Source organism: Leptospira weilii (assembly GCF_006874765.1).
GTDB classification, from domain to species: domain Bacteria; phylum Spirochaetota; class Leptospiria; order Leptospirales; family Leptospiraceae; genus Leptospira; species Leptospira weilii.
On sequence record NZ_CP040840.1, the window covers coordinates 997,087 to 1,020,000 of the forward strand.

At 41.5% G+C, this 22,914-nt stretch carries 17 protein-coding genes and 3 pseudogenes (1 of these 20 only partly in view); 14 read left to right on the top strand and 6 right to left on the bottom strand.

What is annotated here, in order from left to right; translation table 11 throughout:
* The first annotated feature begins 12 nt into the window (after positions 1-12).
* Together FHG67_RS04820 and FHG67_RS04825 are read left to right on the top strand one after the other, a co-directional pair.
* The gene (locus FHG67_RS04820) at positions 13-723 is read left to right on the top strand and encodes a hypothetical protein (protein ID WP_004499826.1); all 711 of its coding nucleotides are present in this window, start codon (positions 13-15) and stop codon (positions 721-723) included.
* 340 nt (positions 724-1,063) lie between these two features.
* Complete coding sequence (locus FHG67_RS04825; RefSeq protein WP_004499812.1) at positions 1,064-1,585, top strand: DUF1564 domain-containing protein; 522 nt, start codon at positions 1,064-1,066, stop codon at positions 1,583-1,585.
* A gap of 87 nt (positions 1,586-1,672) precedes the next feature.
* Here the strand turns inward: FHG67_RS04825 and FHG67_RS04830 are convergent.
* Positions 1,673-2,400: pseudogene (locus FHG67_RS04830) on the bottom strand (integrase core domain-containing protein); the annotation flags it as partial.
* Positions 2,401-3,633: 1,233 nt separating this feature from the next.
* Between FHG67_RS04830 and FHG67_RS04835 the strand changes: the two are divergent.
* From FHG67_RS04835 to FHG67_RS04855, 5 genes are all read left to right on the top strand, one after another.
* Complete coding sequence (locus FHG67_RS04835) at positions 3,634-5,172, top strand: flagellar hook-length control protein FliK (protein WP_004495252.1); 1,539 nt, start codon at positions 3,634-3,636, stop codon at positions 5,170-5,172.
* 15 nt (positions 5,173-5,187) lie between these two features.
* On the top strand, positions 5,188-5,982 hold the full coding sequence (locus FHG67_RS04840; protein ID WP_142499670.1) for a flagellar hook capping FlgD N-terminal domain-containing protein: 795 nt from the start codon (positions 5,188-5,190) through the stop codon (positions 5,980-5,982).
* A 35-nt stretch (positions 5,983-6,017) separates the two neighbouring features.
* Positions 6,018-7,412 carry a flagellar hook protein FlgE gene (gene flgE / locus FHG67_RS04845; protein ID WP_016760091.1) on the top strand — a complete coding sequence of 465 codons (1,395 nt, stop codon included), beginning with the start codon at positions 6,018-6,020 and terminating at the stop codon, positions 7,410-7,412.
* 163 nt (positions 7,413-7,575) lie between these two features.
* Positions 7,576-9,558 (top strand): HD domain-containing phosphohydrolase, encoded by a 1,983-nt coding sequence (locus FHG67_RS04850; protein ID WP_142499671.1) that lies wholly within the window; start codon positions 7,576-7,578, stop codon positions 9,556-9,558.
* Between the two features lie 10 nt (positions 9,559-9,568).
* Entirely contained in the window at positions 9,569-10,522 is a 954-nt protein-coding gene (locus FHG67_RS04855; RefSeq protein WP_004499811.1) for an ankyrin repeat domain-containing protein, read from the top strand.
* Between the two features lie 494 nt (positions 10,523-11,016).
* Here FHG67_RS04855 and murD read toward each other — a convergent pair whose 3' ends face one another.
* On the bottom strand, positions 11,017-12,408 hold the full coding sequence (gene murD, locus FHG67_RS04860) for a UDP-N-acetylmuramoyl-L-alanine--D-glutamate ligase (protein WP_004499830.1): 1,392 nt from the start codon (positions 12,406-12,408) through the stop codon (positions 11,017-11,019).
* Between the two features lie 78 nt (positions 12,409-12,486).
* Here murD and FHG67_RS04865 point away from each other — a divergent pair, with 78 nt between their 5' ends.
* Together FHG67_RS04865 and FHG67_RS04870 are read left to right on the top strand one after the other, a co-directional pair.
* Complete coding sequence (locus FHG67_RS04865; protein ID WP_002556323.1) at positions 12,487-12,819, top strand: STAS domain-containing protein; 333 nt, start codon at positions 12,487-12,489, stop codon at positions 12,817-12,819.
* A 7-nt stretch (positions 12,820-12,826) separates the two neighbouring features.
* Complete coding sequence (locus FHG67_RS04870) at positions 12,827-13,585, top strand: indole-3-glycerol-phosphate synthase (protein WP_002556331.1); 759 nt, start codon at positions 12,827-12,829, stop codon at positions 13,583-13,585.
* 363 nt (positions 13,586-13,948) lie between these two features.
* On the opposite strand, the gene FHG67_RS04875 is transcribed toward FHG67_RS04870, so the two are convergent.
* Positions 13,949-14,167, bottom strand: a complete 219-nt coding sequence (locus FHG67_RS04875; RefSeq protein WP_004499838.1) for a hypothetical protein — start codon at positions 14,165-14,167, stop codon at positions 13,949-13,951.
* 672 nt (positions 14,168-14,839) lie between these two features.
* On the opposite strand from FHG67_RS04875, the gene rlmN reads away from it, so the two are divergent.
* Genes rlmN through FHG67_RS04895 form a run of 3 tightly spaced genes read left to right on the top strand, consistent with a single transcriptional unit; the run spans position 14,840 to position 17,966 of the window.
* Entirely contained in the window at positions 14,840-15,901 is a 1,062-nt protein-coding gene (rlmN, locus tag FHG67_RS04885; protein ID WP_004499805.1) for a dual-specificity RNA methyltransferase RlmN, read from the top strand.
* A gap of 30 nt (positions 15,902-15,931) precedes the next feature.
* Complete coding sequence (locus tag FHG67_RS04890; RefSeq protein ID WP_004499836.1) at positions 15,932-16,216, top strand: Cys-rich protein; 285 nt, start codon at positions 15,932-15,934, stop codon at positions 16,214-16,216.
* Between the two features lie 13 nt (positions 16,217-16,229).
* Positions 16,230-17,966 carry an ArnT family glycosyltransferase gene (locus tag FHG67_RS04895; protein WP_004499821.1) on the top strand — a complete coding sequence of 579 codons (1,737 nt, stop codon included), beginning with the start codon at positions 16,230-16,232 and terminating at the stop codon, positions 17,964-17,966.
* Positions 17,967-18,191: 225 nt separating this feature from the next.
* Here FHG67_RS04895 and FHG67_RS22215 read toward each other — a convergent pair.
* A pseudogene (locus FHG67_RS22215) lies at positions 18,192-18,313 on the bottom strand (helix-turn-helix domain-containing protein); the annotation flags it as partial.
* A gap of 630 nt (positions 18,314-18,943) precedes the next feature.
* Between FHG67_RS22215 and FHG67_RS04910 the strand changes: the two are divergent.
* Complete coding sequence (locus FHG67_RS04910; RefSeq protein ID WP_232616660.1) at positions 18,944-19,249, top strand: hypothetical protein; 306 nt, start codon at positions 18,944-18,946, stop codon at positions 19,247-19,249.
* Here the strand turns inward: FHG67_RS04910 and FHG67_RS04915 are convergent.
* Positions 19,225-19,965, bottom strand: a pseudogene (locus FHG67_RS04915) (hypothetical protein); the annotation flags it as partial. The gene FHG67_RS04910 and the pseudogene FHG67_RS04915 sit on opposite strands and share 25 nt — an antisense overlap.
* A gap of 638 nt (positions 19,966-20,603) precedes the next feature.
* Between FHG67_RS04915 and FHG67_RS04925 the strand changes: the two are divergent.
* The gene (locus tag FHG67_RS04925; RefSeq protein WP_016761322.1) at positions 20,604-21,680 is read left to right on the top strand and encodes an integrase core domain-containing protein; all 1,077 of its coding nucleotides are present in this window, start codon (positions 20,604-20,606) and stop codon (positions 21,678-21,680) included.
* A 254-nt stretch (positions 21,681-21,934) separates the two neighbouring features.
* Here FHG67_RS04925 and FHG67_RS04935 read toward each other — a convergent pair whose 3' ends face one another.
* Positions 21,935-22,914 carry the 3' portion of a leucine-rich repeat domain-containing protein gene (locus FHG67_RS04935; RefSeq protein WP_004498827.1) on the bottom strand. 340 nt of this gene lie beyond the right edge of the window, so only the last 980 of its 1,320 coding nucleotides appear in the window; its start codon lies off the right edge, out of view — the gene reads right to left on this strand; its stop codon occupies positions 21,935-21,937.

Sequence of the window (22,914 nt, forward strand, 5' to 3'; positions counted from 1 at the left end):
CCGATTTGTTATATGAATCATTTTGAAAGAATCGTGGATCGATACGGCGGATGGAAACTCTGGGATCGTTTGGATTTCGTGGAGTTTGATTTCCAACATTTGGGCGGCCCGCTTCCTCTTTTGAAAGGTCTCGGTAGAACTTTCGGTAAATACGGCAGCGTGAGGGTTTTTCCCAAGAAATTCGTCGCTGAATTTTTGGAATATCCGGTTCCCGGAAAAAAAATCGTATTCCAAAATGGTAAAGTAGGAATCTTTAATTCGGACGATGATCCAAACACATTCAAGATCCGTAATTATAGGGAAAGTTTTCTCGGCCTGCGAAAATACAGACGTTGGAACTCTCTAGACGCTTCGTATTTTTTCGGTTATGCGGTCACTCAGTATTTGAGTGTGCCCTTTATTCTGAGGGAATATACGGTTCGAGAAGTCGAACTTGCCGACGGGGGACTTCACATTGATGCGAAGTTTCCACAATACCTTCATACACATTGTGAAAAACAATCCTATCGCTTCGATAAAGAGGGACTTCTTGTTCGCAACGATTATACTGCTGACATTGTCGGACCTTGGGCTAAGGGCGCGCATTTTACGACTCTCTTTCAAGAAATAGACGGACTTCCAATTCCGACAAAAAGAAATGTGTTTGTTCGTTTGGGAGGTTTCGCGACTCCGATTCCCGTTTTATCGGCGATACTGAAACCTTTGAAGGTTCATTTTCGCTGAAATTTTTCCTAACTTTATTCACCTCTACAGAATAGTGTATCTAAAATTCCGCGTCTAAACGCGGGGTTTATGCTCAAATGAACGGTATTCTATTGTATAGGGATCAGTAAGCACAGTCAATGCTAAGAATCTATCCTAATCTTAAAATGTAGGAACTACTACAAATTTATATTTCAGTGTGAAACTTTGAAAGTGTAGGTGGCGTAATTTATGAAAACTTGCACGTTTCGTTAAGAGTGAATTTGGGATTTAAAACATGTTCGAAATTTAAATCTACGTTCGATTCAAAAAATTCTCTAAAATCACTCGGCACAGAAAGTTCTAAGAACCGTTCTTTAATATGGATATTCTTTTATTGGATGACGGTCAAAAAATTGAATCCGCCTTGATTGAGGGTCGGTTCGGTTTGGATTCTCTTTTGGTTCCGTTTGCTTATTGGGATCGTTTGAGTCGGGAAGAGAAAAAAATTCTTCCGAGACGTCTTCCGTTTTTATTACGAAGATACGGGAAATACATTGCGGCGATGCAACGTCTCCATTGTAAGGCGGGTAAAATCAAATACAACCGGGGAGTCGGGAAAATGAAAAAATTCAGTATTCGTGTGAATACTGGGACTTGGGCGATTTTAGGTGCGCTTGCGGCGGCGCACGGTGTATCAAGGTGTTATCTTTTTAATTATATGCTTTGGTTGGAAGACGTCGGAGTGGGAGATTCTATCGTGGAGACTTTAAATAGAGGAGTTCCTAGTTTTCATGGGACTTACAGAATGATCTGGACGCTCGATTTACGACAAAATCTAATATCCAGGGAATTGGAATTCAAACCGAACCCAATGACCGAACGCTATTTCCGAGGTTCCTGACTATTCGTCGAAACTGAGTATCGAATCACAAACGTAATATAACTTGTAATAGCCAAAATAAGATCTGACACTTCCTTTTAAAGTTCATTACGAAAATTGTAAGTTATCGAGATACTTATTCTTAGCTAATTCCTTGGTGTCAAGGAAAGTCTGGAATGGAGTTTTACCAAAACAATACTTGCCTTGATGCGTCCGTTCGTTGTTATACGAATCGATCCACTGATCCAAATCTTTTTGCAAATCCTCAATCGAGTTGTATACCTTCTTCCTAAAAGCAATCGCATAGAATTCGTCTTGAATGGTTCTGTGAAATCGTTCACAAATACCGTTCGATTGAGGATGTCTTGCTCTTGTTTTCGAATGGTCGATATCTTCCAAAGCAAGGAACAGTTGGAATTCATGGTGCTCCCTATTTCCACAATACTCGGTTCCTCTATCGGTTAAAATTCTCAACAACCGAATTCCTTCTTCTTCAAACCAGGGAATCACTTTGTCGTTCAACATATCGGCGGCTACTAACGCGTTCTTCCTATCGTAAAGTTTTGCCATCGCTACTTTAGAATAGGAGTCGATAAAGGTTTGCTGGTAAATCCTTCCTACGCCCTTGATTGTGCCCACGTAATACGTATCTTGACATCCCAAGTATCCTGGATGTTCCGTCTCTATTTCTCCTTCAACTTGTTTTTCTAATTTCCTTTTTTCTAATGCTTGCACTTGCGATTCGGTTAATACGGGAGAATCCCCTGAGCCATGAACGCTTCTAACGCCTTCATTCTTTTTTGAAACGTCTCCAAATCGTGACGAACCCAGAACGCGCCCCATAGGAAGCGTTCTGTTGAGTTACCCCTTGTTCTTGATTATTTTTTGTCCTGTTGTCATCTTTTTCTCCTTGTTAATTTTAAGGAGTAAGATCAAGTTCTAACTATTACAAATAACGTGAGTTCGACGTAAGAAAGTTTGGGCGAATAAGAAACTAAAGTGCAACGACTCCCTATGAGTGTCGTCGCAGCTCACGAGTTTCATAGATAAAATGGCTCGCGACCGCGCTTAACTCAATGTTGCTGCCTACGGTCGCAACATAGTGCTACAATCGCTTTCGCATTTTGTTACACCGAACTCACGTTAATATACGAAAACCGCTTTCTATATTTTACCAAAGTCTCATTAGGCGATGATTCAAACGGACTTCAAAACGCATCCTTGGACGAAACGATCGTAAGTTAACGTGAGCAGGTTCGTAAGAAAATGAGAAAGAATTTTCTAAAATTAGGAGTTCCTAGTTTTAGAATTTATTCGTAAAATCGAGATTTGTTGTAGTTCCGACGTGTGCTATGCAAACTGAGATAGAGATGAGAGTGGTGGGCGCTCGGAGTCGGTTTACAGAAGCAGACTACAAATCACCTCCAAGCGGCATTGATAAAGAGTTAGTCGTGAGCGTTGAAGAAAAAGGAGTAATGAAAATGTAAGGTGAAAATAGAAGAGACGAACGCAAGTGAACCGCTGACGACGTGTCGAAATACAACTAAAGGTGTCATCAAAAATGGGACATAGTCCATGAGAAGGAGGAAGAAATCTGTTTACTAGCCGGCGTGTAGGCGCCGTTTCAGGTCTAAATATACAATCGTTTTCGCATTTTGTTATACCGAACTCACGTTATGCTAAGGGAGAAATTCAAGTGAGAAGGACTCATAAGAATGAGAGTACGGATGCGATGCGCAGGGACTCGTAGTAGTGAAGAAGTTTCTGTAATGGAAATGGAGCGAAGGTGTTATGTCAAATCGGTCTGTGAACGGAATCAACCGCGTTCAAATTCAGAAAAATGAATCATGCTGAAATCACGTTGTTTTAAGGCGATTAAAGAGACATAGTACAGCTGAGAAAATGTTCCGACAAAATGATTCGATAAAGAGTTGCTTTCGTTTTCTAATAGGGAGTCTTGCGGCGGTATTTTCGCATGCGAAAGAAAATTAGAATATAAAAGCCGTCGTAATTTAAAAAATCTTCAAGTAATTCTGCGAAAGATCGATTTTAATACTGCGGAGTGCAGTATGAATATTTCTGGTGATTTATCCATTTCGGAATTCAAAACGGAGCGATATGTCGAAGCCGTTCCCACAAAGAATATGGGAGGAGGGTTTGTCAGAAAGAATTCCTTTCTTGATTTAATGAAAATCTTACAAGGCTCTGTGCAAAAGGGATTGGATGAAACTCTGACTGAAATTCAAAATACGTTTTCAAAAACGGAAGATTCCGCAGTTCAAGAAGAGAATGTGGAAAGCTTAGACGAAAAAAAGACCGAGTCTGTACATTCTAAGGAAGAAGTCGAATCGGAGATCGTAAAAATCTCAAAAGAAAAGGAAAAAGAACCCCAGGCAATTGAAGAAGCGGTTAACGTAGTAGCATTACCTTGGTTTCTTGTTGCGGAAGCGAAACCGAACGAAATTATAGATCCCAAAGTCGAGATCCCTGACGAACTTCAAGCGGAAATTATGAAAGAAGTTTTCGTTGAAGTCTCGGAACCCAAACAACCAACTTCCACGAGCAAACTAATCGAAAACCTTTTTTCAAAAGAGGAAAGTTCGTTTGATGTGAAGAGGGAAACTTTTGTTTCTCTTGAAGACCCGAAGGAAATCCAAAGCCTAACTTCTAAAAAAGAAGGTTCGGTCCGCGAAGTGGAATCGAAATTATCCGAATCTAAAGTCGTATCCGAAATATCTAAATTTAACGAAACCAACATAAAAGAATTTCAAGAGAATGGTAAGGGATTTCCCAACAAAGAAATCTCTTTCAAAGGTGTGGACGAAACCAAGACGGAAGTTCCTAAAGAACTGATTCTCGATTCAGAAAAGTGGAAGATCGATAAGGATAAAAAAACGGATTCTTATGCGAATTTAAAATCTTCCGGAAGGGAAGAGATTAAGACAGCAATATTGAGTCAATTCTCCGAAAATTCTTCTGGAAAGTCGGGACAGGAACAAGCCTTCCGTTCCGGGGGAGGGGATTCTTACTCTTCTCTTGTAAAAGGACTTGGAGTTCCGGCCGTTTCCGGAAGGGAAACGAACATACTCGGAAAAGATTTTTCCATATCCAAAGAAACTAACGTTCTTTCTAAGAGAGACATCCAGCAAAATTTCCAAAGTCTGATCCGCTCTGCCCGAGTGCAGATTCTTGAAAACGGAAGAACGGAAGCGAGTATCCGAATGAATCCGAAAGACTTAGGGCAGATGTCTCTTTCCATTTCCACAGACAATGACGTTGTGCGGGGAAAACTTCTCGTGGAGTCCGATACCGTTAAACAGCAGTTAGTTGCCGAGCTTGCAAATCTAAAGCAAGATCTTAAAGCGAACGGTCTTGAACTTGAGTCTCTCGTGATCGAAGTCAGAGAGGAAACCTTCGCATTCAGCGAAGGATCCGATAAGAATGGAAAAGATCCGCATTCTTTCCAAGCCGCTTTCGGAGAGGACGACTTTAAAAATTCTTTTTACGAGGAAGACGAACTTTATTTCGAAGAAATTTCTTCCGAGTCTCATGGTTTTTCGGAAAAAACCGAAGGGAAAACGCAGAAACTGCTCGATCTGAAAGTATAGGACTCGGAGGAAATCATGTCGGAAACAACGGGCATCAGCCAGCAAGCAACCAGAGATCGTTATCTCGAAGGAGACAGAAGTTTCAATATCCGGAACCACATGGAAAATTTGGAACGGGAAGAAAAGAACGGTCTCAAAGGGATCGAAATCCGTTCCACTGTAAAATCTCTCGGCAAGGATGATTTTCTTAAACTGCTCATAACGCAACTTTCTTCCCAAGATCCTACCAACCCGGTCAAAGACCAAGACTTTATCGCACAGATGGCTCAGTTCTCTTCTCTGGAACAAATGAATAATATTTCCACCGGAATTCAGAAGATGGGAAACCGTCAGAGTTTTTCTCTGGTTGGTAAACTCGTTTCGGGTCCCGATTTTGTAACCGGTGAAAGCGTCGCGGGAATTGCAGGCGCTCTTTTTTTCGATGGGGAGGGGAAGACTTTCGTTCGTGTGAACGGAAGATCCATAGACGTCGAACAAATTTCCTTAATCAGCGATCCGGTCGTTTTAAAAGAACAGGAAGCCGTTTACAATCAGAGTCAACCGCAGCAATCCGCTCCGGCTCAAACATCGACTCGCGCTCTGGAGATCGGGACTCATGTTTCTTCTCAAGAGTCTCCTGTCTCTACTGTGTCGCCTAACGCTTCACAAACGGAGATCGAAAAAAAAGAAACGGTGTCGGCAATCGAAAAACAAAGGGAAGTCGACGCTTCGACCGTGGAACGACAAACATCGCAAAAGAAAATCGTCGTCGAACAAAAGACTTCGGACTGGAAGTTCCCGGGAAAAGACAAAAGCAATTCATACGAATAAAGAAATAAACAAAGGATAATCGAGGTAACAGCTTTATGATGAGGTCACTCTATTCCGGTGTATCCGGACTTAAGAACCATCAGGTCCGAATGGATGTCATTGGAAACAACATCTCCAACGTGAACACGCACGGTTTTAAAACCGAACGCGTTACGTTTCAGGATATGATTTCTCAGGAACTCAGAGGAGCTTCCGAACCTAAGGAGAATATAGGAGGCGTGAACCCTCAACAAGTCGGTTTGGGTTCCTTGATTGCGGCGATTGATAAGATCATGACCCAAGGTTCTCTCCAAACCACGGGTAAAAATACGGACGTCGCAATGTCCGGCGAAGGATTTTTTATCGTAAAGGACGGGGACAAACAATTTTATACGAGAGCCGGGGCTTTTAACCTCGATAAGAACGGCTACTACGTAAACCCGGCGAACGGGCTTAAGGTTCAGGGTTGGAACGCAAGACTGGACGACAAAGGAAATAAGTTCATCAATTCTTCCGCGTCCATCGAAGATATTATCATTCCCGTATATTCCAAAGAACCGGCGAAGGCGACTTCTCAGATCGATTTCAAATCGAACCTGAATTCTTCCGCACCCGCGGTTCCTCCGGACGCGACTCAGGAAGAGATCACCGCGATGATCAACGATCCCGATCCTAAGATGAGAAGAGGTCATGTAACCACGATTAAGACCTTCGACGATCAGGGGGTTCAGAGAGAATTTAAAATGGAATTTTATAAGGTCCGCGATAACACTTGGAAGGCGCGTCTGAGTATGACCGATGCGACCCAACTTTCGGCGGACGTTTCCGGAACGGGAGGACAAAACACTCAACTTCCGGGAAACACCGAACTTGAGTTCGGATTTACTCCCGACGGAAAACTTGTCTACGTTTCCGACGGAGTCGACTCGATGAACAGCGGTAAGCTGAACGCGAAGGTTTCCTTTAGAATCGCAGGTAACCCAGCGGTTCAAAGCTTTGACCTCAATCTCGGAGAAGCGGGAATGGTGGACGGAATCACTCAATTCTCCTCCGACTTTACTACTAAGGCCGTAAAACAAGACGGTTATACGATGGGTTATCTCGAATCCTTTTCCATCGATAATTCCGGAACGATCACCGGGGTATTTTCCAACGGAGTTCGCCAACCTCTCGCAAGAATCGCGACCGCGGTTTTTAACAACCCCGCGGGTTTGGACAAGGCCGGAGACACGATGTTCGCGTATTCCATGAACTCGGGAGAACCTAACATCGGTGAGGCGGGAGTTCAAGGAAGAGGTAAGATCAACGCGGGAATTTTAGAAATGTCTAACGTGGATCTTTCCGATCAGTTTACGGATATGATCGTGACTCAAAGAGGTTTCCAAGCGAACTCAAGGACGATCACCACTTCCGATCAGATGATTCAGGAAGTTCTGGGACTCAAACGTTAATTTTTTTAGATGATTTCCTCTTCGATGATCCATTGAAATGAATCGGAGAGGAAGTTCAATCTCATACATCTCAAGTTATAGATTTGTTATCTTTTTTTGCGAAATTCGGGGAAAAATTCTCTTTCCTATAATTTCTGGTACTGTTTGATTGATTCCTGGTAAGATGAGTCAGGAATTTCCTAAATATATAGTTACGGACTTTCGTTCTATCGTTGAAAGGTTGGATCCGATCGTTCTCCGTTTGGGAATACAATTTTTAAATCTTAAAGAATTCATTCAGTCCGAACATATTCTCAATTCCATCGGATTCTTAAACGTCGTTTTCTATTTGTCGGCTTCTCGTCTCAAAGAAACTCAAAGAGAAATTCATGAACGGTTTCAGAAAAATCCGTTGATCCTAAGCCGTTTCATTTTAAACGAAAACTTGGATTATGTTCACTCGAAAGACCTAAAAATCGAGGAAGACCTGATCTTTTCGATCCTGCCGGAATCGTCTTCGGATATGATCTTAAACAAAACCTTTCTCAACGCGTTCACTCAGCTTCAGATGATCACGGATCAGTTCGATCTTCAACACAAAGTGAACACTACGAAGTACGAAATCTCGAAGTTGACTCAGATCGGAATCAATCTCGCGGATGAAAAGGACATCAATAAACTTCTCCGGGAAATTATTTTTAGCGCGAGAGAAATAGCGATCGCCGATTCAGGATCCTTATACCTCGTGGAAAAGGACGAGCAGGGAGTTGCGCATAACCTTAGATTTAAAATTTCTTCTATGGATATCAATACGGAGGAATTTTTACTTCCGATTAATAAATCCAGTGTCGCTGGTTACGTTGCCGCCACGGGAAAAATTCTGAACATCCCGAACGTTTATGATCTGCCGAAAGACGCGGAATATACGTTCAATAGCAATTTCGACGTTCTTTCCAATTATCACACGAAATCCATGCTCGTGGTTCCTATGAAAAATCATAGAGACGAGGTTGTGGGAGTCATTCAACTCATTAACAAGAAAAGGAACTTCAATCAAAAGCTGACCATTGAACAGATGAAAGGGGAGGATATTTTTCCTTTCGACGATTATTCCGCTCAGCTTGTGATGAGCGTCGCAGGGCAGGCTGCGGTCGCGATTCAGAACAATCATCTTTTAAAGGAGATTGAAACTCTTTTTGAGGGTTTCGTAACGGCGTCCGTAAACGCGATCGAAGCCAGAGATCCCACGACGAGCGGTCACTCGTTTCGAGTTGCCATTCTGACGGTCGGTTTGGCGGAAACGGTGGATTCTATCCGGGAAGGTAAATACAGACACACTAAATTTTCGAAAGAACAAATCAAAGAAATACGTTATGCGTCATTGCTTCACGATTTCGGAAAAGTGGGGGTTCGGGAAAAAGTTTTGGTCAAATCCAAAAAACTGGAAGACTACGAACTCGAGTTGATTCGTTGGAGATTCGAATACATCAAAAAAGACATCGAATCCAAAATACTTCAAAAAAAGATGGATTACTTAAAAAAAAACGGAAGCGCCGGCTTCTCCGATTACGAGATCTCTCTCGAATTCGAACTTCAGGTGGAATACCAAAAGCTTGATAGGATGTTTCAGGTCGTTGTCGATTCCAACGAACCATCCATATTAGAAGAATCTAATTTTCAAATGTTGGAAGAAATAGCTCAGGTGAATTATTTCACAACGGGAGGGGACAGGATGAATTTGATTTCCCCGTATGAATTCGGTTTTTTGACGATCAAAAAAGGGTCTTTGGATCTGGCGGAAAGAAAGGAAATCGAATCTCATGTGGAACATACGTTTCAGTTTTTAAGTATGATTCCTTGGACCGGAGACCTGAAAATGGTTCCTTCCATCGCTCATGCGCATCACGAAAAACTCGACGGCACCGGTTATCCGAGAGGACTTACCGCCGATTCGATTCCGGTTCAATCGAAAATTATGGCGATCTCTGATATTTTCGACGCGCTTACCGATAAGGATCGGCCCTATAAAAGGGCGGTTCCTGTGGAAAGAGCGTTGGATATACTACAAATGGAAGCGAAGGAGAATCACGTAGATGCTGATCTTCTCAAGATTTTTATTGACGGAAAGATTTACGAAAATTTAAATGACTCTAGATATTTGCGTTAAGAGGTTTTGCGTGTCTCAAACAATCGAAGAACAATTAAATCAAGCGATACTTTCCGGAAACGTTTCTTTTATAACCGACTACATTCAATCAGGGGCCGGTTTTGGAAAGATCACGTTGGTAACTCCGGATGGATACGGAGCATCTCCTCTCCGATTGGCGGCGATCGCGGAAACAAAATACAAGGGCTCGCCCGAGATTACGAAGTTAATACTTGAAAACTCAAGCGCAGAGGAGCAGGGAGAGGTTTTATATTTTTTCGCTTCCGAAGACAAATATTTGGAGCAAGCAAGCGCGTTGCTTCGAGCGGGAATACAAGTCGATTCCGGACAGGAAAACTCCACGCCACTTCAATTGGCAGTCGGTAATCAAAATCCTAAAATGGTTTATCTGCTTCTTTCTTACGGAGCGGATCCGAATCGAAAAGGGGAAGACGGTTCTGCATTTGATTCTGCTGATTCCAATCCATTGTATGAGGGCATGCTAAATTCCGCTTTGAATGGGAATCTTAAATCGCCTTACTATTTTATTGATTTAGAAAAAGTTAAACTATCATTGAATCGCTGGGCGAATTCTATCCAAGCGTTTGCGCAAAACAATACGGACAAAACGTTTTATGTTTTTGGAATCGACGGAGGTCGGCTCGTGGCAAACTCCGAGGAGGAATTTCAGAAAACTTTGAAAAAATATCAGGAAAAATATCCGGATCGGTACAATCAGGAAGATAAGATTCAATCGTTACGATACAATCCAGGTGATTTTTCGTTTTCAATTCCTGAGAAATGGAATGACGACGCCGGAGATGTTATCCATTTAGATGATTCCTTCTTGAATCCTATGGAAAATGAAACCAGAATTGAAAAGGAATTGTTGCGGGACGGATTGATCCTGAATCGAAATCTGATTTTCAAAGATTTAAAACTTTCTTCTGATTTTAGGATATCCGCGTTCGGGCACGTGTATTAACGTGAGTTCGGTGTAAAAAAGTTTGGGCGAATAAGAAACTAAAGTGTTATGACTCCCTGAACTCAGGCTCGCAGAGTTTTCCTAAACTCAGTAAACACCTTCCTATGGGTCGGTGTTTAGGTCACTCTGCGGGTCGTCGCAACAGTTCGAGAATTTCATAGATCAATACGACTTGTCGAACAACCCAAAGAAACTCAGCGAATGCCTCTTTTGTGAATCGGCATTCAGGAAGTGAGACACTGGGTTAACGCTTTCGTAAAAAGTGTTTCTTCCTAAACTCAGTGATACTGGTCCCTATAAAATAGACTACCGTTAGTTTGAGCACAAATCCCACGTTTAGAGGCAGAATTTTAGGCACTCTATTATGTAGAGATGAGTAAGAGGCGCCGTTTCAGATCGCAACATAATAATCGCTTTCGCATTTTGTTACGCCGAACTCGCGTTAAATTAAGAGGCCGTTTAAAACCTAAGGAAAAAATGAACGAATTATCGGCTCAATCGATTGTGCGGATAAAATCTTCCACCAAAGAAAGAAAATGATTTCCTCTTTCCTCGAAATTCTTATATTGATCGAAACTCGCGCAAGCCGGTGAAAAAACTATCGCACCGATTTCGGCTCCGTTCGGCAGTCGGATTCTTTTTAGAACATTGCCATAAACGGTTTTTGAAATCACATTCCCTTTTTTGAATAGATCGAACGCGTCGTTCAGATTTTCAACGGAGAACAATCGATCTCCGACGACTTTCCGAATTCCGATTTCCCAAACGGATCTCGCTTCTCCGATTAAAAACACCGAGCCGATGCCGCGCATTAGAAAATCATAAAGCGGTTTCGGATCTTCCTGCTTCGGTCTGCCTCCTAAAATTAGACAGGTTTGATCCAGATTCTTCCAAGTGGACATTCCCGCGAGCATGCTGTGTAGGTTTGTGGATTTGGAATCGTTGATAAACGAAATGCCTTGTCTTTCTCCCGCAATTTGAAAGCGGTGCGGCAGGCCTTTAAAAAGTGGGATTTGAGATTGGATCGATTCAGGTTTTCCCCCTATCGCTTCCGATGCAAGAATCGCCGCCGCTAGATTTTCACGGTTGTGGGTTCCCGGAAGATAAAATCGGGAAATATCATAGACGAACTTCGAAGTCCGTATCTCCGACGAGTTCTCATCTAAAACAGCCTCCGATGTCGTAGTTCTTCCAAAGCTCAATAACTTGCACCGAACGGAAGAGGAATTTAGAATTTTTTCCCTGATCTTTTCGGAGACGATTAAAGAATGATCGCGATTCGAAAGATCCGCAATTTTGAGTTTTGCACGAAAGTAATTTTCCATCGTTTTGTGTCTCTCCAAATGGTCGGCAGCGAGATTTAAGAATACGGACACATTCAAATGAAGCGGAAACGAATCTTCGAGTTGATAACTGGAGAGTTCTAAAACTGCTAAGGAAATCGATTCTTTGCAGAAGGAAGTGAATGGGACTCCTAGGTTTCCCCCTTCTTTGAGATCGGAAAAATCTTTTTTCAGAAGATGAGAAACTAGAGAAGTTGTCGTCGACTTTCCATCCGTTCCCGTGACACCGATGATTTTCCCTTTAAAAAAAAATCTGCCGAGATCGATTTCGGAAAACACGGGAATTTTTTTTTCGACCGCATAAGAAAGAATCGGGTGTGTTGGTAAAATTCCGGGCGATTTGATGATCAATGAAATTTCGGGAAAAGATCGTGGGTCGGTGTTATCGTGAAAAAAAGGGACGGATATCGTTTCGGGTCGATTTCGATCGCAGAGAATCGGTTGCGCTTCTTCGGAGATTAAAAAATCAAGTGCGGAGTTTCCGGAGATACCTCCTCCCAACACAAGAGTCTTTAAGCCTTTCAAGGACTCGGGAAATTTCATTTTTAAACCGTTGAACAGTGATTGACAGGGTATTTTCGTCCCCGATAGTTGTCAGTAGCAAAAACTAAGGATGTTCCCTTGCTTGAGCATAAAGTACAAGACGACGTTTTGATTGTATATCTCAAAGGACGTTTGGATGTTTCCATCGCCAATGAGGTTGAGGAAAATCTAAATGATCTGATTGACAATCAAGGTCATAAAAAAGTAATTCTGAATATGCAGGAAGTGGATTATATGTCTTCGTCCGGTTTCAGAGCTTGTATTTCCACTCTTAGAAAATTAAATTCGAAAGAAGGTGTATTAAAAATTAGTAATATCAAACCGGCGGTAAAGCGGATCTTTGACGTAATCGAACTCACCTCTCTTTTTGACATTCGCGAAACCGAAGACGAGGCTTTGAAATCTTTCTAAACCTCTAATGTCCTCGTCTCAACTCCACCGGGTTCTCCGGGAAATTATCGCAACCAAACAAAACGAAATCGAAAAAATTCGGAATTGGGACCCGGCTCCCTATCAAGGACTCGGACTTAGAGAGTCTCTGAAAAGCAGAAACTTTTCCATCATCGCGGAATGTAAACATAAGAGCCCTTCCGCCGGAGAAATTCGCTCCGATTACGATCCCGTGCAAATCTCCAAAACATACGAGAGCTTAGGGGCTTCCGCGATTTCCGTTCTTACCGATCGGGATTATTTTGGAGGATCTTTGGAGGATTTGAAAAATGTTTCTTCCGAGTTGAAAATCCCGATTTTAAGAAAGGACTTTATCCTGGACGAAATCCAGATTCGGGAAGCGAGAGCGTTCGGCGCTTCCGCGATTCTTTTGATCGTGAGAATTTTAACTCCGGAACAAATTAAAAAATTTCTAAAGTTCGCTTCTTCTTTCGGTATGGATAGTCTGGTTGAAGTTCACACATCGGATGAGGCGAAACTCGCTTTGGATTGCGGGGCCGAAATCGTTGGAATCAATACGAGGGATTTGGATACGTTTCAGATTCATCCGAATTTGGTCGAAGAGGTTTCCGCTTTTTTACCGCGTAACATAGTGAAGGTGGGAGAATCCGGCGTTCGAAATCGTTTCGATCTGGACCGCTTTAGAAAACTGGTCGATGCCGCTTTGATCGGAACCTACTTTATGGAAAAGCAGGATATCCGCAAAGCTTGGCTGGAATTATTTTAATTTATTAAAACTTTATAAAATTGTAATTTAATGCGAGTGGGGGATTTCTCTCATCTTTAAGGTCGTGAAAATTCCAACATTCGGAAGACCGAAGACGGACGAACTCACTTTGCTCGTTCTGAACGAGGACAGAACGCGACAGAGCCGCCGGGCTTTTCTTCGGAAAACAAGAAGGGATTAAAATCCTGCATATATTTGTTCAGAAGAATATTCGCAAATTTGAAAGCTCTTTGTTCGGACGATGGAGAATTTCCCGGCTCGTTGTTAGCAACGACTGGGAAATTATAGACAAAAAACAGTTTTGGGAAGGGCTCTTAATTTTTTATCAAACGAAAATTGATTGAAGGCAAATTAGGAAATATTTTATGAATCGGTATTTCCGGACATATGAAGCAAACAACCCGATACTTTCTCTTCGGAATCGATCGCAACTTGATACGCATCGCGCAGACTTTTCGCAATGGTATCCGCATGCGTATCCCAATCGATCTTTTGAAGGCGTTCCGAGTAGGGACGATTGACCGAATTTTGATTCGCGGCGTCTAAAGATTCCTTTAATTTTTCAGTAAATAATAGATTCATAAATTGAATTCTTCTGTGTGGGGCATCGGAATTGTTTGCATTTGTTTCGGCAAGTATTTTCAGGACTTCGGATTAATAGATTATAAACCGACAATTTTCTTGTTTGACCTACGATTCCCGTTCTTATTACGAAAAATTCGAAAAAGGCGAGATTGACTCCGCAATTTGATTTTCGAATTACTCTGCTTTGGAATTTTAAGCGAATATATGGTAAGACGATCCATAATATTATATATTTTTAATGTATCTAAGCGAACTTTTGTCGGATGAATCGAACTTTCTAAAAAGCTCGAACCTAAAACAAATCCGGTCGGTTTCCATTTAAGGGAGCTTTTCCGATCACGTTCTCTATAGCAGAACAAGATAGAGATGAAATTACTCATAGTTATATAATAAGGTACCTAATATTTCGCATTGAAACGTTGTTTTGCGATAAAAATTAATGGTACTCAATTTTATAAAGATCGGTAAAAGGAAAGCAATCAGAGTGATTCTATTCGTAATGTTCACTTTTTACGGAATAAAATCAGAATTTTAAGCCCTTGAATTTTGACAATGAATTCGGCGAATACAAAGATGGGAAGCTGAATTGGAACATAAGAATTCGTACAATTAAAATGAGACTATCCTCTACGAGAGGCTCGAAAAAAATCGACAATAAGGATTATTCCCATGACACAAGAGATTCTCGGAGAAGTGCAAACCGGAAAAATTCCGTTAAAAGGAAGAACCTTAAAGGAGCTTTCCGAGATCATGACCTCTCTCGGAGAAAAATCTTTTCGTGCAAAACAGATCTATCACGGATTATACGTAAACCGTTACGAGTCTTGGGAACAATTTACTACGTTCTCCAAAGCGTTGAAGGAGAAGTTGGAGGATCTTTGTTCTCTGACACAACTTGTAGTTGTCAAACATCTCAAGTCCGTGGACGGAACTCAAAAGTTTACGTTTTCGTCTGAATCCGGCAACGGAAAGGAATTCGAAGCCGTTTGGATCCCATCCGGAGACGGAGGACGCAAAACGATCTGCATCTCTTCCCAAGTGGGGTGCACTCTCAATTGTAAATTCTGTGCGACCGCAAAATTGGAATTTCAGGGAAACCTAAAGGCCCATGAGATTGTGGACCAGGTTCTCCAGGTGGAAAAAATCGTCGATGACAAGGCGACTAACGTTGTTTTTATGGGAATGGGAGAGCCGTTCCACAATTACTTTAACGTGATACGCGCGGCTTCTATTCTTCACGATCCCGATGCGCTGAATCTCGGAGCCAAAAGAATTACGATTTCCACGTCCGGAGTAGTCAACGGCATCAGGCGTTTTATTGAAAATAAGGAACCTTATAATTTTGCGATTTCTCTCAATCATCCGGATCGCCACGGAAGATTACAAATCATGGACATCGAGGAAAAGTTTGCTCTTTCCGAACTTTTACAAGCCGCGAAAGATTTTACGAGAGAGTTAAAAAGAAGAATCACTTTCGAATACGTGATGATTCCCGGAGTTAACATGGGACCGGAGAACGCGAGTAAACTTGTAAAAATCGCAAGGTCTCTTGATTGTAAGATCAATGTGATTCCGCTCAACACTGAATTTTTCGGATGGAGAAGGCCCACAAGGGAAGAGGTCGCGGAATTCATAACTCTTTTGGAACCGGCGGGAGTTCCGGTTCTCAACAGAAGATCACCCGGAAAAGATATCTTCGGCGCTTGTGGAATGCTCGCTTCAAAAAGTTGACCCCGGTTTTCGTTTCTGAAAAATGGGGCAATGAATCCAAAAAGAACTCTTATTCTTTTTTTATGTTTTTCTTCTTTCGTTTCCTGTCAGGAGTATGTTCAGCAAAAATGCAGTTCCGCTTGTAAGTTTTTCGTGCAATGTGCGGTAACAGAGTTCAAAGACTCGAAAATTACGGAAGTTGAAAAGAATCAAGCGACGATCGACTGTGAAAGCGGATGTATCCGCGAACAAAGTTTTGTTCTTCCCTGTTTCGAATCCGAAACCACATGCAAAGGTTTTAATACTTGTGTGATGGAATCCGGATTTATGGATTAAAGAAGGAGTTTTTATGAATCAGATTTTCGTAGATGATAAACGACCTATTTCCGTAAGAGTTCTTTTCGTTCTTCTAATTGTTTCCGTTTTTCCTTTGATCCTAACCCTTCCTTTGGACGTGATCGATATCGATTCTTCTCAGTACGCAGAAATTTCAAGAGAGATGGTGGAAGGTAGAAATCCTTTTTTTATCCGAGACAACGGACGAAGATATCTGGATAAGCCGATTCTTACTTTTTGGAAAATTTCCCTTTCTTTTTTCGTGTTCGGTTATCAAAATTTTGCGTTTCGTCTTCCGGCTCTTTTGTTCACTTTTCTTTCTTTCTGGGGAATGTTCAAGCTCACCGAACTTTATTCGGGAAGTCGTTTGAGGGCTTGGATCGCGGTGTTTTTATACGCCCTTTCTCCGGGGCTTTATTCGATGGTAGTCGATCCTAAGATCGACGTTTATCTGACTCCCTATCTGATATTGGTTCACACCTTTTATTATTTGGGCTTTAAAAAGAACAAGAATTACTATTATGGAATGTATTTCGCGATGGGGCTCGGCTTTATCACGAAGGGACCGATTGCGATGGTGATTCCCGGAATTTCGATCGGAGGCGATATATTATTCCGAAGAGATTGGAAACGGCTTTCGGAAATGAAACTTTTTCCGGGAGCGTTTCTTGCGGTTTTTCCGCCGCTTTTGTGGTCGATTCCCTTGTACCTTGAATTTCAAACTTACGGTCCTTACTTCTTTTGGTGGATTCAATCCTTTGGTCGTTTTTACGTGAAGATGTACAATCAGAAATTCAATCCTTTGTTCTTTTACTCCAATTTCTCCTGGGCGTTTGGCGCTTTTATTCTTCCTTTTGTCGGGTTCGTTTTCGAGAGGGTCCGACTTTTTTTTAAGGAAGCGCAAGTAAAGGGCATATTTAAGAATATTCTGAAAAACGAATATAGAGATCGGGATTTTGTTCCCGGTTTTTGGTTGTTCCTGTTCCTATTTTTGATCAGCTTTTCCAGATATCAGCTTCCTCAGTATATTTATTGGTGTCTTCCTGCTGCTGCGGTGATCGGTGCGGGAGTTTTGGAATCGATTCTTTTATCCGCCAAAGATTCTAAAAAAGGTAGTTCTATTGATAAAGTTCGCCTGAGTCTTCTCCTATTTACCGCAGGAGTTTTTTTGATTACGATTTTTATTTTGCCTTCGATCAGTATTCAGGTTGGTTGGAGTTATGTGATTCTTCCTTTGATTTATTTTGGGATTTTTCTTTGGGTATTTTTTCGGTCCGAAAGAGAAGGAAGGCTACTCGCGTACTGGATTTTTCCGGTTTCTCTCTTTTTCTCGATTGTGAGTTTGTATCTCTATCCTATGCTCACATCGTATCAACCTTCTAAGGAGATCGGGGCTTTCATCCGCGAGAACGAGCCGGGTAAGGATAAGTTATTTCTTTTCGGAGTTCCCGCTTCTAAAAGATCCTATGCTTATTATTCCAGGAGAATTTCGAGGACACTTTTTGATCCCGCAATTTTAGTCGAAGCGATTCAAAAAGAAGGGCAACGTTATCTGATCGTTCAAGACAAATGGCTTCCGAAGATGGGCGAGTTCTTCGGCAACGATATCCAATTTGAAACCGTCCAAGAATTTCCTTCTTATAAGGTCGCGACTCCGGAAGGAAAATTTTTCTTAAAAACGCAGAGAGATCGGATCGTGGGTAAGGTGATTGTAATGAGAGCGACCTTAAAAAGATCGCAGAAAAAATGAGAGTTCTTTAAAAAAAGGGCGGGGGAATTTCAAGTTTCTTCCGAAAAATGAATTAGGCTAAATTGTGAGCCTGGTTTGGTTTTGGTCCCTGGGTAAAAACCGGGGACTACTTTTCCTTCGATTTCGGGATGAACGTTTCGAACCTTATATGGAAATCAATCAAATCCATTTAAAAAAGTTCATGGATCTTGGTTTCCCGATCTGTACAAGATCTTTTCCTTTTTTTCCCTTTTCGTATAGTTCTTGAAAACAATAAAAACTATCTTGGAATAGCCCATCACATTACACGCTTTTGATACGTTCCCTAAGGCCTCTGCTAACTTCAAAAGTCCCAGAACGTGTCCTATATCGCGACCCTTAGAGAGCGAGAGATTGAGTTTAGGTTATAGTTTAGGAAAACAGTAGATTCCATTCCCATTGCTTTCGGAGTCATTTGCTCGAACAAAATTGCAAAACTTTGTGATTTGTGTCAATAGTTAAAATCACGAAGGTTGGTTAGCGGGACAACTATCTTCGCATCGGCGGTGCAGCTGCGAATTTGTTTTTTACAGTTTGAAGGAAAAAACGGAAGGAGTTTTTAAGAGTCGGAACCAACTCTTTGATGTATCAAAGAGTTGACTTGAAACCCACTTCTGTCAAGGGAAAAGGAAGGACTGAAGATTTTTTCTTCTTTCATTGGTTGTTCATTCCAACTAACACTCATGAAATTCTTTTCAAGCTTCTTATCATTGCTTCTACAATTCTTTTGAAAACCATGACTCTATTATTATGAATTCTTGTCTGCCTTCTTCGCATTTCCCTTGGTTCTGGGTTTTTCTCTTTGGACATCTACTTTTGTATCTCCTTTACAAAATACCTCCAAAAAAAGTATTCCATCTCTTTACACTCTTGGTTAAAAAAGTAAAAGCACTCTTTAACACAAAAAACAAATCGGAAGACCTTTAGAGTATTGGAAAATCTATTATCACATAATCGACATGCTTCGAAATAACATCTATTGGGGGGCATCCAGAATTCATTCCGAATTGTTGATGTTAGGATTTCAACCATCTTTGTCTTCCGTCAAGAGGATCATCAAAAAAATTAAAAACCCAAGCAGACCTTTTCAGGGTTGGAAAGCTTGGCTGTTACTTTCCCAAATCAAAGATTATACTCTCGCTATGGATCTTTGCAGAATTCAAACTATTTACGGAACTACTCTTTACGCTCTCGCTTTTATTGAAATCGGTTCCAGAAAAATCGTTCATTTCAATATCACTCCGAATCCGTTTTCTGCAGAGTAGCTTAAGCCGACTGTTACGGCTCCTCCCGTAAAACTTTTAACTGCTGCTCCGGCAGCTCCACCTACAGCACCAACGAGCGCCCCCTTTAATCCTCCGCTTGCCGCTCCTGTCGCAGCTCCGATTCCGGCGCCCACGGCCATCGCGACCATTAGACTTGCTCCACCAGTGAAGGGCGCGGCCGCCACTGCTACCACTGTTGTCACCATCTGGAACTCTTGGCTTTGATACCATTGTTCCTTCGGTTTGTTCATCTTCTCCATCTGATTCGAGATCATCCAAGCGGGTATCCCAGTCGCCTTCGAAATTGCGTTTACCGTTTCGTCTTTCACATACGCTTTCACTGCGTCTTTCATGCTACTTCCGCCGACGAGCGCCCCCACAAGACTTGCCGGTAATCCAGTCGCTTCCGCAACCGCACCCGTTACGCGACTTTGCACTTCCGACTTCACCGCTTGCGTAAATCTCTGGCCCATGCTTCCAGACCCGCCATTCATCCCATTCAAGATTGTAAAGATAAATTCCTTGCTTTCCTTTTCCGCGTCATTTGCCTTTGCTTGTTTCTCGATTCGAGCTTGGATATCTTCTTTGTAGATTTCATACTTCTGGTTTACGGTCGATAACTGACTCTCTGCGTTTTGATTTCCCACTAACTTCAAGTTGAAGTTGTATCCTAAGTTCGAAATATTAAATCCGGATGTGACAATCAAATACTGCATTCCGTAGCTGACTTCTACCGGTATCCCTTTCACACTCACTGAGCCTTTCAGTTCTCTACTTCCTCCAAACACTGTGTCGTCGATGTTCGCCCCGTCATACATGTTTTAGATGTCAGTGAATAGTGTTTAGATATCAGGTGGGAAGGGGAAAGCCTTCCCCTCGCTTCATACCGAGCTTGCTGCTTCTCTAATTTAGAAATATTTAATCGTTTATTCAAGCTCGGTATTACGCTTCCCCTTCGCCGGGCTACTTCTTTGTGTCTCATCCCCGGAGCCCTATCTCGCGATCCGTAGAAAGCAAGATTCAGTTCTCTCTCCCGACTCATAGGGAGAGCTTCTCTGAGTTAGGGCGTTTTACTGGGTTTAGGAAAATAGTATATTTCCGTTTTAGAATCCGCATTGAAAGTTCGCTTTGTTCTCGAAAGTCATTCATTTGCTCGAACAAGATTGCAAAACTTTGTGATTTGTGTCAATTATTATATCACTGATAAATAACAAAAATTAGACGATCATTCAAAAAAGATTCAATTTGTGATGTGTATATAACGATATATTCACAGGAGGCGGGCGACTCAACATAATTCCACGTCCGACTTCATCTATTTCCGCTGGTATCCGTATTTAATCGAGGTTAATGGTTGTTTTACGAAATCTCTATTCTGCTCAATCTGGTGCTGATTCTTTATGTTATCAAAAAAATTGGAGCAGAATCAAAAAATTCCATTCAAATCTTATTTCTAAAATCACAACTCTCAGCTTACAAACGAAAACGAAAAAAATTCCATACAAAACCTTTCGAAAGATTGAAACTCGTCTTTCTTTCCTATCTCGATCCCAATTGGATCGAAAATCTAATTCTTGTTTCTCCACATACTCTTCTTGAATGGAGAAACAAAAAATTCAAAACATTCTGGGCTCTTCTTTCCCGTAGAAAGAAAACAGGAAGACCAAACATTCCTTGGAAAGTCATCAAACTCATTCGAAGAGTCGCTAAGGAAAACAAAATCTGGGGAGCTACAAAACTACACGGTCTTCTTCTAAAGCTCGACCATGATATTTGTGAAAGAACTGTTTCTAAGTATATTCCAAAACGTCCTCATAGCCCTAAAAAACGTCTTTCTTGGAAAGAATTCTATTCTCTGCATGCCGATTCTATGGTTGTTTCCGATACTCTTTCCGTTTACTCTTCCAATTTCAAAAAGATCTTTCGCGTCGTTTTTTTTCTTCACGTCGGCTCTAGACAAATTCTTCATTTTGATATTCATACAAACCCGACTACAAATTGGATGCGAAAGGTTTTGAAGTTTGCCGTTCGTAAGCAAATTCAAGCAGGAAAAACCTTTCATTATTTTCTTTCCGACAACGATTCCATTTTTGGGAAACGCTTTACCAAATACTTGGAAAGAATCGGCATCAAACACAAAAAAACCTCTCTTCGCTCTCCTTGGCAGAACTGTTACGCGGAACGTTGGGTAAAGACATGTAGAAATGAATTTTTGGATTTCTTCATTCCTCTCAATCAGTATCATTTGGAAAAAAAACTGGAAGAGTTCATTCATTTTTACAATCATCATCGCACCCATTTAGCTTTGAACAAAGACAGTCCCGTTTCTTCTCCGGTTTTAATACGTCCTTCCGATGGGTCGGCGAAACTCGTTTCCACTCCCGTTCTCGGAGGTCTTTACCACATATATTCTTACGAAGACGCTGCCTAACCCACACTTGTTTCTAGTTTTCTTTTGTGCGCCGTTATTCGGAGAAAGATTCCCATGTCTTCCGTTTGATTTGTTTCTTTAATTCCTCTCTTCTTTCCGTATATTCCATATTTTGAATCTGTTTTATTCCAGTTTCAGCTCTCTTTTTTCTCAAATCCTTTCATTTTATCACATGCGTCTGCTATCTTGGATTCAACTTCCGTCATTTTAGTTTTTGCGAGACTCACCCAAAACTTTGAAGAAATCGGTTAGGATCATTCCTGCATCTTGGAAAAAAGGATTTTGAAATCATCGTCTTCCAGAAAAGGCTTAAATTCTTCGAATTTAAGAAAGAAATCTTTTTTGTGTTTGAGGGAGATACAAATCGAAACGTAACGAAGTAGTTGCTTCCGGTCTTTCTTTTTGGCGAAATACCGGGCCAATAAAAAAGCGAAACGCGGGCTTTGAATTTTGTCGGGGATGAGATCCGTTGTTTTATCCAGTGCTTTTCTGTCGAAATCGGGATCGATATCCATGCCGATACAGAGCGTGCAGAAAAGAGAATCTTGTAAAAGTGCCGTATATCTTTTCTCGGTTGCGGGGTCGCGTTTGAACTCGGGTAAACGCAAAAATGTCCTCAGAATCGGAATCGCTTCCTGTATTTTTTCTTTTTTTGGATCTTCGTTAAAACCGGAATTGTCGGTCATGAGATCGCCGATTCTCTGATACGTCCATTCTGTTAAAGCTCCACCCAATTCGTTCAGAGGAAAATCGATCTTTTCCAGTGACTTTACAAAAGCTTCATTATTCTCGTTGAAATCGGAGACAAGGATCAGCGCGAGAAGGGAAGAATTGGAAAGCGAATTTCTAAACCGCAATAACTCTTCAAAAGTAACCTTCGTTTTTCTACAATAGAGAGTAAGCATTTTTTTCGTTTTATAAAACGGCTTTAGATCCGAGAGATTCGTATTGTCCGCGTAGAAAGTTCGAAGCGGAAGTTTGGAAAGGATCTCGAAGGATGATACGGGAGAACCGGACAGATTGAGTTCTTCCAAATTTTTCAGGCTTTCTAAGTGTGAGATGTCGGTCACTTCCGTGTTCGAGATCCTAAGCCTGCGTATTTTCGTAAAAGGTTTTAAAATCGATAGATTTTCAATTGGAATATCCTTAAGATCCAGGGATTCAAGCCTGCCGGATAATTCCATATTCAAAAATTCTAATTTTTCTAAGAACCGGGTAGGGCTATCGGTAAAAC